14 protein-coding genes are annotated in these 15828 nt (G+C 68.6%); 9 read left to right on the top strand and 5 right to left on the bottom strand.

The features are described from left to right. Positions 1 to 122: 122 nt before the first annotated feature. On the top strand, positions 123 to 1619 hold the full coding sequence (locus TBR22_RS24155; RefSeq protein ID WP_239490400.1) for a cellulose synthase family protein: 1497 nt from the start codon (positions 123 to 125) through the stop codon (positions 1617 to 1619). A 151-nt stretch (positions 1620 to 1770) separates the two neighbouring features. Here the strand turns inward: TBR22_RS24155 and TBR22_RS24150 are convergent, their stop codons facing one another. Further along, a complete protein-coding gene (locus TBR22_RS24150; protein WP_239490399.1) occupies positions 1771 to 2277 on the bottom strand; it encodes a hypothetical protein in 507 nt (168 codons plus the stop codon). 185 nt (positions 2278 to 2462) lie between these two features. On the opposite strand from TBR22_RS24150, the gene TBR22_RS24145 reads away from it, so the two are divergent. The 8 genes from TBR22_RS24145 to lepB all read left to right on the top strand — a co-directional run bounded on the left by TBR22_RS24145 (position 2463) and on the right by lepB (position 12255). Further along, complete coding sequence (locus tag TBR22_RS24145) at positions 2463 to 4445, top strand: winged helix-turn-helix domain-containing protein (protein WP_239490398.1); 1983 nt, start codon at positions 2463 to 2465, stop codon at positions 4443 to 4445. Positions 4446 to 4848: 403 nt separating this feature from the next. After that, positions 4849 to 5697 (top strand): PEP-CTERM sorting domain-containing protein, encoded by an 849-nt coding sequence (locus tag TBR22_RS24140; RefSeq protein WP_239490397.1) that lies wholly within the window; start codon positions 4849 to 4851, stop codon positions 5695 to 5697. A gap of 80 nt (positions 5698 to 5777) precedes the next feature. Continuing rightward, entirely contained in the window at positions 5778 to 6911 is a 1134-nt protein-coding gene (locus tag TBR22_RS24135; RefSeq protein ID WP_239490396.1) for a citrate synthase, read from the top strand. A gap of 203 nt (positions 6912 to 7114) precedes the next feature. Beyond that, positions 7115 to 8725, top strand: a complete 1611-nt coding sequence (locus tag TBR22_RS24130; RefSeq protein ID WP_239490395.1) for a hypothetical protein — start codon at positions 7115 to 7117, stop codon at positions 8723 to 8725. A gap of 246 nt (positions 8726 to 8971) precedes the next feature. Then, on the top strand, positions 8972 to 9229 hold the full coding sequence (locus TBR22_RS24125; protein ID WP_239490394.1) for a hypothetical protein: 258 nt from the start codon (positions 8972 to 8974) through the stop codon (positions 9227 to 9229). Between the two features lie 2 nt (positions 9230 to 9231). Then, positions 9232 to 9609, top strand: a complete 378-nt coding sequence (locus tag TBR22_RS24120) for a PIN domain-containing protein (protein ID WP_239490393.1) — start codon at positions 9232 to 9234, stop codon at positions 9607 to 9609. A 148-nt stretch (positions 9610 to 9757) separates the two neighbouring features. Beyond that, the gene (gene lepA, locus TBR22_RS24115; RefSeq protein ID WP_239490392.1) at positions 9758 to 11563 is read left to right on the top strand and encodes a translation elongation factor 4; all 1806 of its coding nucleotides are present in this window, start codon (positions 9758 to 9760) and stop codon (positions 11561 to 11563) included. Next, positions 11560 to 12255 carry a signal peptidase I gene (gene lepB / locus TBR22_RS24110; RefSeq protein WP_239490391.1) on the top strand — a complete coding sequence of 232 codons (696 nt, stop codon included), beginning with the start codon at positions 11560 to 11562 and terminating at the stop codon, positions 12253 to 12255. Before lepA ends, lepB begins: the two co-directional genes overlap by 4 nt. 125 nt (positions 12256 to 12380) lie before the next feature. On the opposite strand, the gene TBR22_RS24105 is transcribed toward lepB, so the two are convergent. The 4 genes from TBR22_RS24105 to TBR22_RS24090 form a co-directional block, all read right to left on the bottom strand. Next, positions 12381 to 12728 carry a hypothetical protein gene (locus TBR22_RS24105; protein WP_239490390.1) on the bottom strand — a complete coding sequence of 116 codons (348 nt, stop codon included), beginning with the start codon at positions 12726 to 12728 and terminating at the stop codon, positions 12381 to 12383. A gap of 15 nt (positions 12729 to 12743) precedes the next feature. Next, the gene (locus tag TBR22_RS24100) at positions 12744 to 13631 is read right to left on the bottom strand and encodes a DivIVA domain-containing protein (protein ID WP_239490389.1); all 888 of its coding nucleotides are present in this window, start codon (positions 13629 to 13631) and stop codon (positions 12744 to 12746) included. 349 nt (positions 13632 to 13980) lie between these two features. After that, positions 13981 to 14685 carry a YggS family pyridoxal phosphate-dependent enzyme gene (locus tag TBR22_RS24095; protein WP_239490388.1) on the bottom strand — a complete coding sequence of 235 codons (705 nt, stop codon included), beginning with the start codon at positions 14683 to 14685 and terminating at the stop codon, positions 13981 to 13983. Then, positions 14685 to 15638 carry a tetratricopeptide repeat protein gene (locus TBR22_RS24090; RefSeq protein ID WP_239490387.1) on the bottom strand — a complete coding sequence of 318 codons (954 nt, stop codon included), beginning with the start codon at positions 15636 to 15638 and terminating at the stop codon, positions 14685 to 14687. Before TBR22_RS24090 ends, TBR22_RS24095 begins: the two co-directional genes overlap by 1 nt. Positions 15639 to 15828 lie beyond the last annotated feature (190 nt).

Here is a 15828-nt window from a genome sequence, read left to right as displayed (position 1 = left end):
TCCTAGTCTACCACTGGCGTGGCCTTCTCCGATCCATGTATTGGTTTGACCACGTTCGGCCCGACAGGGTACCCTGTGGTCTTCGTGTGTCTGGGCACGAACCGTAGAGACAGCTGCCGTCTATGACCCTATCGGAACTCGCCATCCTTGCGGCGTACTTCTTCGTCCTGAGCATCCTGGCGTTCTACGGCTGGCACCGGTACGTGATGGTGTACTGGTACAAGCGCTACGCCGATCACGTGCCCGGGCCGCGGCCGCAACTCGATCCGCTGCCGGTCGTCACCATCCAGCTGCCCATCTTCAACGAGATGTACGTGGTGGACCGCCTCGTGGACGCGGTGTGCCGCCTGGACTACCCCAAGGAGCTGATGGAGATCCAGGTCCTCGACGACTCCACGGACGAAACCGTGGACGTCGCGGCCCTCGCGGTCCGTCGCTGGCAGAAGCAGGGCTTCAACATCACCTACCTGCACCGCACCGACCGCACCGGCTTCAAGGCCGGGGCGCTCGAGGCGGGCATGAACGTCGCCGAGGGCCGCTACATCGCCATCTTCGACGCCGACTTCGTGCCGCCGGCCGACTTCCTGCGCCGGGCGCTGCCGCAGTTCGGCGACCCGCAGGTCGGCATGGTGCAGGCGCGCTGGGGTCACATCAACGCCGACTACTCGACGCTCACGAAGATCCAGTCGATCATGCTCGACGGCCACTTCGTGCTCGAGCACGGCAGCCGCAATCGCGCCGGGTGTTTCTTCAACTTCAACGGCACGGCGGGGATCTGGCGTCGCGATGCGATCGAGCAGTCGGGCGGCTGGCAGCACGACACGCTCACCGAGGACCTCGACCTGAGCTACCGCGCCCAGCTCAAGGGCTGGCGCTTCGTGTTCATGGAGGACGTCATCACGCCGGCCGAGCTGCCGGTGGAGATGAACAGCTTCAAGTCGCAGCAGTTCCGCTGGGCCAAGGGCTCGGTGCAGACCGCCCTCAAGCTGCTGCCGCAGATCCTCAGCGCCGACCTGCCGTTCCGGGTCAAGGCCGAGGCCTTCTTCCACCTCACCGCCAACTTCAACTACCTGTTGATGGTGGTGCTCTGCGTGCTGATGTTCCCGTCCATGTACGTCCGCTACAACATGGGCTGGTCGGAGATGCTGCTGATCGACATCCCGCTGTTCTTCGCGGCGACGTTCTCGGTGGTCAACTTCTACGCCTTCTGCCAGAAGCAGGCCTACCCGCAGGACTGGAAGACCCGCCTGAAGTACCTGCCGCTGCTGATGGCCGTCGGCATCGGCCTGTCGATCAACAACACCCGGGCGGTGCTCGAGGCGATCTTCGGCAAGCAGAGCGAGTTCGTCCGCACGCCCAAGCACGGCGTCGAGCGCACCGGCGACGACTGGGTGCACAAGAAGTACCACCAGCTGATGCTGTGGCAGCCGCTGGCCGAGGTCGCGCTCGGCCTGTACTTCACGGGCACGGTGTTCTACGCCCTGGCCAACGGCATCTACGGCACGCTGCCGTTCCTCGTGCTGTTCCAGGTCGGCTTCCTGTACCCGGGCCTCATGTCGCTGCTGCAGCAGTTCGGCGGCGAGCAGGCAGAGCTGAGCACGCAGGTCGCGGGCGAGTAGCGCGAGGGACGAGTACGCCAGTCACCAGGGCTGCGAGGGACAAGGCCCAAGCAGGCCAGGGGACGAGGGAGCAGGAGGATCGAGGGAGCGGCGCCGGGGGACCGGGCCGCTCCCTTTTTGTCGTGCGTCGGCGCAGGCCGGGTCCGTGGTCCTATTCGAAGCGCTTGCCCGTGGCGGTCGAGCACCCGGTCCGGTAGAGCGTCCCGTCGGTGCGGTAGAACGCGTTGCGCCCCGATGAGGCCAGCGTGTCGCGGTCGATCAGCTCGACCGACTGGGTCACCACCTGCCAGCCGGCTTCCTGAAAGCCGGGCACGGTCGTGAAGTTGATCAGGGCGGTGAACCGCTGGGTGAAGGTCTGTCCGGCGTCGTGCCGCCACGTGCCGTGTCCGGGACTGCGCTGCCCGGGGGCGAAGCCCGTGCCGCCCGCCGTTTCACTCAGCGACCCTCCTGCGTGGAACGTCACGAGGGCCTGCACCGGCGACACGCCCGGAATGGGCGCGCCCGTCGCGCAGATGGTCGGGACCACCTGCACGTACCAGGTGCCTTCCACGCCGCGCCCTTCCGAACCACTGGGCTGGGCCGCCGCGGCCGCCGCCATGGCGAAGCCGAGCAGCACTACCACGCCGAACGTGCGAGTCACCGAGATACCTGAGGTCATGCGAGTGTCTCCTGGTTGAGGGGCCGTGTCGGCCGCGAACCCAACGTCCGCAGCGTCGAGCGCCACTGTGGGCGCGCCGCGCGCGGCTGGCCATGGAGCGCGTCTGGATAACGCCTGTTCTTTTCCTGTACCGCCAACTGGCGGCACCCATTGGGTTGTGACATCGTTGTGCGACCACCCAGACCATGTCCGCCCGTGTGCCGAGGCTGACGCTTCGTATCCGCGATGTCGTGCTGGACCTCGGCGCCTTCGAACTGCGGCGAGACGGTCGCACTGTGCGTCTCGAACGCCAGCCGATGGACCTGCTGATCCTCCTGGTGGAGCGACGCGGAGAACTCGTCAGGCGCGACGAGATCGTCGACGCCCTGTGGGGCAAGGACGTCTTCGTCGACGTCGAGACCGGCGTGCACACCGCGATCCGGAAGATTCGCCAGGCCTTGCGGGACTCGCCCGAGGCCCCGACGTTCATCGAGACGGTGCCTGGTCGGGGCTATCGCTTCGTGGCCCCGGTGGAGGTCATCGACCCGCCCACCGACCCAACGGCGCCGGCCATGCCGACGCCCATCACACCGGCAGTCGCGCCTCTGGTCAGCACCAGCGAGGCCATGGCTGAATCCGGTTCGCACGCCGGGCAAGAACCGGACGCACCACCCCGGCGCCCTGGTCGTCCACGGTCGGGTCGCCCCGCGATGGCAGTGGCTGTCGTGATCGCAGCGGCTGCGATCCTCGGCATCGCCGGCTGGTCGACCTGGCGGCCGACGAGCGGGCCGCCTGCCAGGCCGCTGACGATCGCGGTCCTGCCGTTCGAGGCGATCGGCGCCGACCCGTCGGTCGCCATCTTCGCGGACGGACTCACCGAGGACACGATCGTCTCGCTGGGGCGAGTCGATCCGGCGCGCGTGTCGGTGATCGGGCGCACGTCGATGTTCATCTACCGCGGCACGCCCAAGTCGGTCTCCGAGATCGGGCGCGAACTTGGCGCGGACTACCTCGTCGAGGGATCGTTGCGCAGCGAGGCCGGCAGCGTGCGTGTCACGTGGCGGCTGATTCGGGTGGCCGACCAGCGCCAGGTCTGGTCCGACTCGATGGACCGCGAGCGCAACAGCACCCTCGGCGTCCAGCAGGAACTGAGTCGCCACATCGCTGAGCAGGTCCGGGCGACACTGTCGCCAGCGCGCAGCCTGGCACTCGACCAGTTCCACAGTCGCAACCAGGAGGCCTTCGTTCAATTCCTTCGCGGTCGCGCGTCTTTCAACCTCCGCACGCCCGCGGCGATGCGCGACGCGGTGACGGCATTCCAGGCGGCCACGGCAGCCGATCCCGGATACGCACTGGCATGGGCGGGGCTGGCTGTGGCCTACACCGGTCGCACCATCAACAGTGACGCCGACCCCCGCCAGATGCTGCCGCCGGCGAGCGAGGCAGCCACGCGTGCGATCAGCGCCGATTCCGACTTGCCCGAGGCCCAGACGGCGGTGGCTTTCGTCTACTGGCTGCTCGACTGGCAGTGGCCCGCCGCCGAGGCCATGTTCCGGCGCGCCCTGACTCTCGACCCGAGCTATGGGCTCGGGCGGCAGACCCTCGGCCACCTGCTGTCGCAAATGGGGCGGCACGCGGAGGGCCTCGCGCAACTGCAGCGGGCGCGCGAGCTGGATCCCCTCGATCCGGTCGCCGTCGCCCTGTCGTCCCAGGTCGCCTATCAGGCGCGTGACCATCGCGCGGCTCTCGCGTACGCGCAACGAGCCATCGAGCTCAATCCCCGGTTCTGGTTTGGCTACCACATGCTGGCACAGGCGCAGCAGGCGCTCGGGCTCACTGAGGCCTCGCTCCTCGCCTCGTCACGCGCCATGGCCCTGTCGGGCGACAACAGCAAGCCCGTGTCCCTGCACGGCTACACGCTCGCAAAGGCAGGGCGGACCACAGAGGCGCGGGCCGTGCTCTCTTCGCTCGAGGCTCGCTCCCGCGAGCAGTACGTGCCGCCGTACGCGATGGCCCTCATCCACGCCGGCCTCGACGAGCGGGCGTCGGCGATCGATTGGCTGGAGCGGGCCTACGCCGTGCGCGACGTGCACCTCATCTACCTGCCGGTCGATCCGAAGTGGGACCCCTACCGCGCCGACCCGGGATTCATGGCGATTCTTGCCCGATGCGGCTTTCGCAGCCGGTAGTGCAAGGGACGAGTACGCCAGTCACCAGGGCTGCGAGGCACGAGGGACAAGGACTGACGCAGCTCGAGGGACAAGGGATCAGGAAGGATCGCGGGAGCGGCGCCGGAGGACCGGGCCGCTCCCTTCTTCGTTCAGGCGGCCAGCAAGCCGAGCTCCGCACGCAGGCAGCGGGCGAGTAGCGCGAGGCACGAGGGAACGCGGGCCGCAGTCGGCCCGCGCCGAGCGCGGCATGATACGTAAGACGCCGGCAGTAAGTTCCGGCACATCGCGAGAAATCGACACGGCGCCCGGATTCGAGCGCCGTGTCGTCGTTTGGTGTCACGTTTCGCGCGCAGGACTCCACTCAGGTTGCGTGACCGCGAGTCTTCCGGTCGCCCTTCATAACCCGTCAAGGAGTCAGGTCATGCGCGTCATTCGTCAGCTCGTCTTCACGCTTCTCGCGGTCGCCATTGGCGCGTCCGCGTCGGCCGCCCCGTTCGTTGTCGGCACCACCAGCAACGCCGGACGCTGGGTGTCCGATTCGGTCTACTCGAGCCTTCGTGGCGCCCTCCTCGACCCGCAGCGCTTCGGCCCCGGGGGAGTTGTCGACCGGCCCGTGCAGTTTGCCGCACCCGGCGGGCCGATCACCGGGCAGTACCTCGCCGGTGTCGATACGTTTTTCCTCAACGAGCCCTACGAGGCGCTCAGCACAGCCGAGATCGACGCCCTGAAGGCCTTCGTCCTCAGCGGACGTTCGCTGCTGATGGTCAGCGAGAGCGAGGGCAACGCCGCCATCGACGCGGTCCTGCAGGCCCTCGACGGCAGCTCCATCGGCGGCTTCCACGGCACGACCGGCAGCGACGTCTACGCGCTGGGTGGCAGCTCCGCCCTGCTGGCCGGCCCCTTCGGCAACCTCGCGGGCCAGGCGCTCGGCGGTTCGCCCGGCGCGGGCATCACGCTCGGCAGCCGCTCGACCGCCGTCGCCACGTACGGCAGCCACGTCCTCGTGTCGGAGATGGCCCCGGGAGCCCTCGCGCCGAACTCCGGGCGCGTGCTCGTGCTCGGCGACGTGCTGTTCATGAACTACTTCTGGCCCGGCGGCGGCATCGCGCCCGATCCCGACAACGCCATCCTGGCGCTCAACTACTTCGCCGCCGCGGCCAACACGTCGCCGTCGACCGACCCCGGCCACGACGTCCCCGAGCCGGTGACGGTGCTGCTGCTCGGCGTTGCCGGACTGGCCGCGGCGCGACGGGCCCGGCACGCCCGCTGAACCGTCACCACTTGAGGCGAGCGGCGGCGGGCGCGCCTGGCGCCTTCCGCCGCTTTGCCTTTGTCAGTATGCTGAGCGCCATGAGCACTGCGGCCAAAGGGGGCCTCGAAGACGTCGTCGCGACTTCCTCGTCGATCTGCTTCATCGACGGCGAGCGCGGCGTGCTGTCGTACTGCGGGTACGACATCCACGATCTCGCCCAGTCGGCGACCTTCGAGGAGGTCTGCTACCTCCTGTGGCACCGGCGCCTCCCGAACCGGGCAGAGCTCGGCGACCTCCACTCGCAGCTGGCCTCGGCCCGGGCCCTGCCGGAGGGCGTCCTGCGCCTGATGCGCAGTCTGCCGCCGGGCGACGGCATGGACGCCCTGCGCACGCTGACGTCGGCGTTGTCGCACTACGACCCGGATGCGGGCGACAACAGCCCGGCGGCCAATTACCGCAAGGCCGTCCGCCTGACCGCGCAGATGGGCACGCTCGTGGCGACCTACGGGCGCATGCTGCAGGGCGGCGGCGTGATCGCGCCCGATCCGGCGCTCAGCCAGGCCGCCAACTTCCTCTACATGCTGCAGGGGAAGCGCCCGGACCCGACCTCGGTGCGGGCCTTCGACATCGGCCTGATCCTGCACGCCGACCACGAGCTGAACGCGTCGACGTTCGCGGCGCGCGTCTGCGCGGCGACGCTGAGCGACGTCCATTCGGCCATCGTCGCCGGCATCGGCACGCTCAAGGGGCCGCTGCACGGCGGCGCCAACGCCGAGGTCATGAAGATGCTGCTCGACCTCGGCGAAGACGCGACCGACGAGCGCGCCGAGGCCTTCGTGCGCGCCAAGCTCGCGCGCAAGGAGAAGATCTCGGGCTTCGGCCACCGCGTGTACCGCACCGAGGACCCGCGCGCCACGCACCTGCGCCGGATGTCCAAGGAACTCGGCGAGCGTGCGGGTCACCCGCGCTGGTTCCAGATCTCGCAGCGCATCGAGCAGGTCGTCACGGGCGAGAAGAAGCTGTTTCCGAACGTCGACTTCTACTCGGCCTCGACGTACTACACGATGGGCATCCCCATCGACCTGTACACGCCGATCTTCGCCGTCAGCCGCGTGTCGGGCTGGACGGCGCACGTGCTCGAGCAGCTCTCGAACAACCGGCTCATCCGCCCGAGAGCCGATTACACCGGCCCGACGTACCCGCAGCGGTTCGTGCCACGGGATCAGCGGTAGGGGGAGCCTGACGGCCTTCCACCTTCGCGCTCCGCGCTTCGGCGGACAGGTCGGCCTTGGGCCTTCGCTCGTCCGCATGCCCGCGGGGTGGTTTTGAGGTCAGGCAGTTCGTGTGCGCCGGCATTCATGTCGACGCTCAGGCGCGCGAAGAACGGACGCTCCGCGCAGGGCCAGCGCAGAGCCCCAAGTGCCCAGCCTCTCGTATGACGGCGAAGTCCAACCTCCGCGGTAGCATCATGGGCCTGCATGGACGGGTGCCTGTACCTGTGACGCTGCCGGGCCGGTTGCGAGGCGACGCATCGTGGACGGCGTGGCTAGCTGTTGGTTGCGTGTGCGTATGCGTGCTGGTACTGGCATGGTGTGTGGCTACCACGCCAGCGGCTGTGCCGTTCGGCGATGTCGCGGTGATCGAGATGACGACCCGCGCGGCCCTGAGGAGGGCCGTGCTCGTGGGGCCGTACTCGCAGTACGGCTGGCATCACCCTGGACCGCTGCAGTACTACCTGCACGCGCCTGTCTATTTCGTCGCCGGTTCGACCACCTTCAGTCTCACGCTGGCCGCTCTGTGGGTGAACGGGCTTGCCCTCGCCGCCCTGTGGCGAGGACTGGCCGCAGTGCCGCGCCTGTCGGCTCTCGCCATCGCCGCAGCCGTGTCGGCGTACGTCTGGCGCGCGGGCGACCTCGCCGGCAGTGCCTGGAATGCCCACGTCATCGTGATTCCCCTGATGACCGCCGTGGTGCTGTGCGCATCGGGCAGTCTGGGCAGGCCACTGGCGCTGGCGGGGGGCGTGGTCGCGGCATCGCTCGCCATGCAGTCCAGCGTGTCGGTCGGGATCACCGCCGTGGTCGTCGTTGCCCTGACGGGCGGACTTGCGCTCCGGACGCTCGCGCCGAACCCTGCTGCGCTCCGCGCGACGCTGATGGCAACTGGTGTCGGCGTGCTGCTCTGGTTGCCCCCCGTCTTCGAGCAACTGACCGGGCAGCCGGGTAACGTCACGCGCATCTGGTCGTTCTTCGCCACGGCTGCGCGTCCCACTCACTCCTTGTTCGAGTCGCTGCTGATCTGGAGTGATGCGCTGACGAGCGCATGGCGGCCGGGGTTCACGCTGGCATGGGGTGGCGCCTACACGCCGCGCGGGACCTGGACCCTGGCCGCGGTTGCCGTGCTGCTAGTGAGTGCCACCGCCTTCCTGGCGGTCCGACGGAAGTGCGATCCAGGGCTCTCACGAGTGTCGGCAGTCGCCGCGCTCGGCGCCCTTGTCGCAATGTGGTCGGTGACGCGGATCGTCGGGCGCGTGGGCAGTTATCAGGTGTTCTGGATGTCGGGCATCGGGGCTCTTCTCGCGGGCTGCCTCGCCGCGCATGTCCTGAGCGCGGTCGCGCGCGGTCCAGCCATTGTCAGGTTCACGACTACCGCACTGCGAGCAGTGATCGTGGTCGCGCTCGCGGCGGCCTCAGCGGGGGTGGTCTGGCGTGCCCGGGAGTACGCCCTGAACCAGGTGGCGCAGCGCGCGACTCGGTACGTCGTGGCCATCGAGACGACGCGCCATCTCGCAACCATCGGCGCGAAGCGACCACGCTTCCATTTCAGCCCCCTCATCTGGACCCACGGCGCTGGCATTGCCCTGCACGCCTACCGTGAAGGGTTCGAGGTCACGGTGGACGACCCGTGGATTCCAGTATTCGGTAGCTACTTCGCGCCCCGTGGCCGGGAAGACGTGGTCCTGGAGGTCGCCACGCGCTGCGGCGCCAGCGGCCGCGTGGCGGCACGCGGCGACGGCCTCTGCGTCTACGAGGTCGGGAAGCCTCGATGAGGGCCGAATGGCCCAACACGCCTACCTCTCGCGGGCGCTACCGCCAGTACGGCCAAGCCCAGACTAAACGCTGAGCCGACCCTACCAATCCAGCCCCCCAACGCCGAATCCCCAACCCACTGGGACGAAGGCCCAGGGCCCATAGCCGAAGGTCGGGGCCGACCTCTCCACCGAAGCGCGAAGCGCGAGGTGGAATGACCCAGCCCTGGGCTTGTTCCCCACGCTGATTCTGGTCATACTCCCGGTATGAACGGGGCGGAGAAGATTGCGGTCAGTCTGCCGCGCGGGCTGGCCGAACGGGCGCGGCAGGCGGTGCGGCAGGGGCGCGCCGCGAGCGTCAGCGCCTACGTGGCGTCGGCCCTCGAACAGAAGATGGACCTCGATGAACTCGCGGTGCTGCTCGACGACATGCTCGCCGAGACAGGCGGGCCGATGACGCCAGCGGAGCGGCGCGAGGCCGACAAGGTGCTCGGCGGGCGGCCGGGCGCCAGGCGGCGGACGTAGCGATGGCCGGCCTCACGCTCGACTCGGGAGCCCTGATCGCCTTCGAGCGCAACCATCGCCCGCTCATCCTGCTGCTGGCGCGCAATCACGAACTCGGACGGTCACTGGCGATTCCTGCCGGGGTCGTGGGGCAGGTCTGGCGGGACGGCCGTCGACAGGCGCGGCTGTCGCGCCTGCTTCGGATGGCCGAGGTGGAAGTCGTTGCCCTGGACGATCGGCGCGCCCGTGACGCCGGGCAACTGTGCGGCGTCGCGGGAACGGCCGACGTCATAGATGCGTCGGTCGTCCTGTGTGCCCGCGCCCGCGGTCACCACGTCGTCACGTCGGACCCTGACGACCTGCGGCAGCTCGATCAGGCGGTGCCTCTCATCCTGGCCTGAGCTGGTCGGCGCCTCGAGGCGCCTCGGGGCGACACCCGTCCCACCCAGCGCCCAGCCCCAGCCCGTTGGTACGAAGGCCCATGGCCCAAGGCCGAGGGCGAGCGTGCGAGGCCGGATCCACCGAGCGCGCTATAATGAAGGGCTTTTCATGGATCCGCGCTTCGTCCGCAATTTCTCCATCATCGCGCACATCGACCACGGCAAGTCGACGCTGGCCGACCGCTTCCTCGAGCTCACGGGCGCCCTGCAGGCCCGCGAGATGGAGGCGCAGGTGCTCGACAGCATGGACCTCGAGCGTGAGCGCGGCATCACCATCAAGGCGCACTCGGTCCGCCTCGACTACAAGGCGCTCGACGGCCAGCAGTACGTCCTGAACCTGATCGACACGCCGGGCCACGTCGACTTCTCGTACGAGGTCACCCGGTCGCTGTCGGCCTGCGAGGGCGCGCTGCTCCTGGTGGATGCGTCGCAGGGCGTACAGGCCCAGACGCTGGCCAACGCCTACCTGGCGGCCAACAACAACCTCGAGATCATCCCGGTCATCAACAAGATCGACCTGCCCGGGGCGATGCCCGACGAGGCCAAGCGGCAGGTCGAGGAGATCATCGGGCTCGACGCCGACGGAGCGATCCTCGCCAGCGCCAAGGAAGGCATCGGCGTCCGCGACATCCTCGAGGCGGTCGTCGAGCGCGTGCCGCCGCCGTCCGGATCGGCCGACGCGCCGCTCAAGGCCCTCATCTACGACTCCTGGTACGACGCCTACCGCGGCGTCATCGTGCAGATCCGCGTCATCGACGGCACCATCCGCGCCGGCATGAAGGTGACGATGATGATCAACGGCCAGTCGTACGACATCGACCAGGTCGGGATCTTCTCGCCCAAGCCGCAGCCGGTCGAGAGCCTCGGCGTCGGCGAGGTCGGCTTCGTCATCGCCAACATCAAGCGCCTCGGCGACGCGCAGATCGGCGACACGATCACCGAGGCGGCGCGCCCGACCGCCGAGCCCTTCCCGGGCTTCCAGGAGATGAAGCCGATGGTGTTCGCGGGGCTCTACCCCGTCGAAGGCCATCAGTACCCGGAACTGCGCGACGCGCTCGAGAAGCTCAAGTTGAACGACGCGGCGTTCGCGTTCGAGCCCGAGACGTCGGCGGCGCTCGGCTTCGGCTTCCGCTGCGGCTTCCTCGGCCTGCTGCACATGGAGATCGTGCAGGAGCGGCTCGAGCGCGAGTTCGACGTCGACCTGGTGACGACGGCCCCTGGCGTGCTCTACCGGGTGACGACGACCGACGGCGAGACGCACGAGGTCGACAACCCCTCGAAGCTGCCCGACGCCGGCCGTATCTCGCGCCTCGAGGAGCCGATCATCACCGCGACGATCCTGACGCCGTCCGAGTACGTGGGCGGCATCCTGCAGTTGTGCCAGGAGAAGCGCGGGCAGCAGAAGAACATCGAGTACATGACGTCGGGCCGCGTCGTCATCACCTACGAGCTGCCGTTCAACGAGGTCGTGCTCGACTTCTACGACCGGCTGAAGACGGTGTCGCGCGGCTACGCGTCGCTCGACTACCACGTCACCGGCTACTGGGACTCGCCGCTCGTGAAGCTCGACATCCTGGTGAACGGCGAGGCGGTGGACGCGCTGTCGATCATCGTGCACCGCGACACTGCGTACCAGCGCGGCCGCCTGCTGGCCTCGAAGATGCGCGAGCTGATCCCGCGCCAGATGTTCGAGGTGGCGATCCAGGCCGCGATCGGCGGGCGCATCATCGCCCGCGAGAGCGTCAAGGCGATCCGCAAGAACGTGCTGGCCAAGTGCTACGGCGGCGACATCAGCCGCAAGCGCAAGCTCCTCGAGAAGCAGAAGGAAGGCAAGAAGCGGATGAAGCGCGTCGGCCGCGTCGAGATCCCGCAGGAGGCGTTCCTCGCCGTGCTGAAGGTGGGTACCGACGAATGAGCACGCCTGTCGCCCCGGTTGGCGCCCCGCCCAAGGGGACCGCCCGCGAGTACTTCGAGTCGATCGTCGTCGCCGTGATCCTGGCGCTCTTCGTGCGCACCTGGTGCTTCCAGGCCTTCAAGATCCCGACCGGCTCGATGGAGAACAACCTGCTGATCGGCGATCACCTCGTCGTCAACAAGTTCCTCTTCGCGCCTGCGGGCGTCGAGAAGTCCGTGCTGCCCATCCGGCAGTACCGACGCGGCGACGTCGTCGTGTTCAAGTCGCCCGAGGATCCCGAGCGCGACTTCATCAAGCGCGTGATCGGCCTGCCCGGCGAGACCCTCGAACTCCGGCACAAGAAGGTGTACGTCAACGGCACTGCGCTCGACGAGCCGTACGTGCACTACCTCCTCCCGCCGCGTCCCGACGGGGAGATGACCGCCTTCGACAAGCGCGAGACCTACGGACCGGTGACCGTGCCCGAGGGGCACCTGTTCGTGATGGGCGACAACCGCGACAACTCGCAGGACAGCCGCTACTGGGGCTTCCTGCCGCAGGCCTACGTGAAGGGCCGCGCCGTGGCGGTCTACTGGTCGTTCGAGAGCGACGCCGCCGACTACGAGCGCCCCGGCATGGAGCAGCTCTTCTCGGGCCTGACCGGGTTCTTCACCAAGACCCGGTGGAACCGGTTGGGGAAGCAGATCCAGTAATTCGAAATTTGAAAGTTGAAATTCCGGGCGGCTCGGCCTGAGGGCCTTCGCTCGCGCGCAGCATCCCGAGGCGCGTGGCCGAAGGCCCGCGCCGCGAGAATTTCAAATCTCGAATTTCAAATTTCCTAGAAGCCGTTGAAGCGTTCCGGCCGCCCCTCGACGTCGATGATGAAGTCGTAGGGATAGTAACGGCGCGGGATGTACTCGAGCTGCGCCGTCCAGGCGGTGGAGACGAGCACGCGGTCCCCCTGGCGGGAGACCGCGATGTCGTCGGCGACGATGGGCACCTGGTTCTCGTCGGCGAGTTCCGCGATGCGCGCCCTGAGCTGATCGTTGGTCCGGCGCCCCGGGTAGCTCGCCACTTCGACGACCGCGTCCTTGAACTGCAGGTAGTGCCAGAACTCCGGCACGATGCGCACGGCCGCGTGCAGCAGCAGTCCCAGGATGACGAGGCGCACGAGGGTACGGACCATGGCGCGCCCCCGGTGTCAGCCCCGCATGGCGGTCTCGCCGCCCTGCTGCTGTGCGCGCGGCGTGTTCTCCGCGCTGCCTTCGCCGTGCCGCGGACGCAGCATGCGTACCTTGTCGTCGCGCGCGTCCTGCGTGCGCACGAACTCCAGGGCGTAGGTGAGCGAGGCGATCGACTGCTCGAGGGTGCCCTCGACGTCGCGCTTGCGCAGCCGCATCTCCGACACCGCGTGCTCGAGCTCGTCGAGCCGGGCGTTGGTCTTCTGCAGCAGGACGTCGACGCGCGCCTGCGCCTCCTTGACCATCGCGTCCGACCGCATCTGGGCCTCGTTGAACGTCGCATCGGCGCGCAACTGCGCGTCGGTGAGCAACGTGCGCGAGCGGCTCTCGGCGTCGGCCAGCATCGCCTGGGCGCGCGTCGAGGCGTCGCGCACCGTCGCCTCCGCTTTGGCGTCGGCCTCGCGGAGCGTCGCGGCGGCGCGCATCTCGGCGTCGGTGGTGAGGCTCATGCTGCGCGTCTGCGCCGTCGAGACCAGGGCCTGCGCCTTGGACTCCGCGTCGCCCAGCTGGGTCGTCGACCGGAGCTCGGCGTCCTTGAGCATCGCCTGTGACCGCGTCTCGGCGTCGCGCAGGAGCACTTCCGCTTCCTTGCCGGCGTTCTCGCGGATCTGGTCGGCGACCTTCTGCGCCGTGAGGAGGGTGTTGCGCAGGTTCTCCTCGCGGTCGCGGTGCTCCCCGAGCTGGGTCTTGGCCTCGGCCAGTTCCTGCCGAAGGCGATCGAGCTCGCGCAGGGCCGCCTCGTAGTCGTCGGCGGCGTCGGCCAGCAGCGTGCGCACTTCGTCGCGGTCGTAACCCCGAAGGGACGAGGAGAGATGCGTCTGGCGCAAATCGAGAGGCGTGACTTTCATGAGCCGGAACTCCTGCGATTCAGCGTGGATTGAGGAAGCACATACCGTACCACGCCAGAAGTATCAGCATTTCCGCCGGCAAACTGTAGGTCTGTCGTCGGAAACGGTCCGCGCGGTGACGATTCTCCGACGTGGAATGACGGAGTTGGGGCAGGGTCGTGCGGAGTCCACAGCGTCGGCCAAGGCCGACGCCTACACCTGCCAAGCCGACGCCTACACCTGCCAAGCCGACGCCTACACCTGCCAAGGCCGACGCCTGCACCTGCCAAGGCCGGCCTACACCTGCCACTGCGCCGCCGTCGCCGGTCCCGGGCGTAGCCGTCGCCCTTGGGCGACGGTCTCCGGACGGTCACCGCGCGCCGAAAATGGCCGACCCGACGCGGACGATGGTGGCGCCTTCCTCGATGGCCACCTCGAAATCGTGCGACATCCCCATGGAGAGCTCGCGCAATTGCGCCTCGGGCACGCCTTCGGCCAGCAGCGTGTCGCGCAGGGTCCGGAGGCGACGGAACCACGGGCGCACCTGCTCGACGTCGTCGGCAAACGGCGGCAGCAGCATCAGGCCATCCACCCGCACTCCGGGGAGTTCGGCGGCCCGGGCGAGCAGGGGGCGCAGCAGGGCCTCGTCGAGCCCGGACTTGGTGGCCTCGTGCGCCAGGTCGACCTGGATCAGGACCGAGAGCGGGCGGCGCCCCTGCGCGGCGGCGCGTGAGAGCCGTTCGAGCAGGTCGATGCTGTCCACCGACTCCACCGAGGCGAACACGCCCGGCACCTTGTTGGCCTTGTTGGACTGCAGGTGGCCGATCAGGTGCCACCGGAGGGGGAGGTCGGCGGTGGCGGCCTGCTTGGCTAGGCCCTCCTGGACCCGGTTCTCACCGAAATCCAGCTGCCCGGCGGCATGGGCGGCTCGCACCGCCTCGGGGCCGAACGTCTTGCTGACGGCGACGAGGCGGACGGCCTCGGGAGACCGTCCGCTGCGGATCGCGGCGCTGGCGACGCGTTGCCGGATGGCGGCCAGCCGCCCGGCAATCCCGGTATCCAGCGCGTCCGCCATCACTCCTTCGGCTTCAGCTGGTCGACGATGCCCTTGGCCTGGGCGGCCATGGGGCCGTTGGGGGCGAGCTTCAGGTAGTTCTCGAAGTACTTCAGGGCCTCCGGCATGTTGCCGCCGTTGAGGTTGGACATGCCGACCCAGTAGTTGGCCTCGGCGTAGTTCGGATCGGCCTTCACGGCTGCCTCGAACTGGGCCTTGGCCTCGGCAATCTTGCCGGCGTTCCACAGGATCACGCCCTGGTTGTAGCTGTCCTGCGCCGAGCCGCCGCCACCGGCCGCGCCGAGCGCCGCCGCCTTGGTGGCCATGGCCGCGGCTTCCTCGCGCTTGCCCTGGCTGTTGTACAGGTCGGCCAGCACGGTCACCGGCTTCGGGTCGTCGGGCTTGAGCTCGGCGGCCTTCTTGAAGGCGGCCTCGGCCTTGTCGAGTTCCTTCTTCTCGTAGTGCGCCGAGCCGACGTTCATGTAGCAGGCGTAGCAGTCGGCCTGCATCTTGATGGCCTCGTTGAACTTCGCGATCGCCTCGTCGTGCTTCTTGGCGCCGAGCGCCGTCACGCCCTCGTCGAACGTCTTGCGGAAGGCGGTCTCCTCGGCCGACATGCCCTTGGAGGCCGGCTTGAGCGTGAAGCTCATCTCCTGCGCGTTGCCGACCGGGACCTGGATCTGGTCGGCCGCCTGGCCGGCATCGGCCTTCACGACGACGTAGTAGGGACCGGGCTGCAGGCCGACCTGCGTGAACTCGCCACGCTTGTTGGTCTTGACCTCACGGACCTGGGCGGTGCCGCCCTTGAACTCGATCGTCACCACGGCCTTGTCGACCGGCTGACCCTTGCCGTCGACCACCTTGCCCCTGATGGCGCCGGTGGTCTGGGCAGCGGCGGGAGTTCCCGCCAGGACGAATGCGACCGCGATCGTGGCCGCCGCCACGAGGCGCGCGCCGAACCTGAGTGCAGACATGTGTTCCTCCGGGACGACCGAGCGTCCGACCTTGCAGTGTATCGCCATCAGCGCCCTCGGCCTACAGGGGCGGCGGGCGCCGGCAGGCCGGGGCACCGGTCCCGCGCGTCCTCCCCTTCTGACGATGGGGCGGGGTGGCGGCCGGATGCAGTAGGCTGGCAGCCGTTCGGTCAAGCCCGACCGGGGAATC

The sequence above is a fragment of the Luteitalea sp. TBR-22 genome (genome assembly GCF_016865485.1).
In the GTDB taxonomy this organism is placed as follows: domain Bacteria; phylum Acidobacteriota; class Vicinamibacteria; order Vicinamibacterales; family Vicinamibacteraceae; genus Luteitalea.
This window is presented reverse-complemented; position numbering and strand designations above follow the sequence as displayed.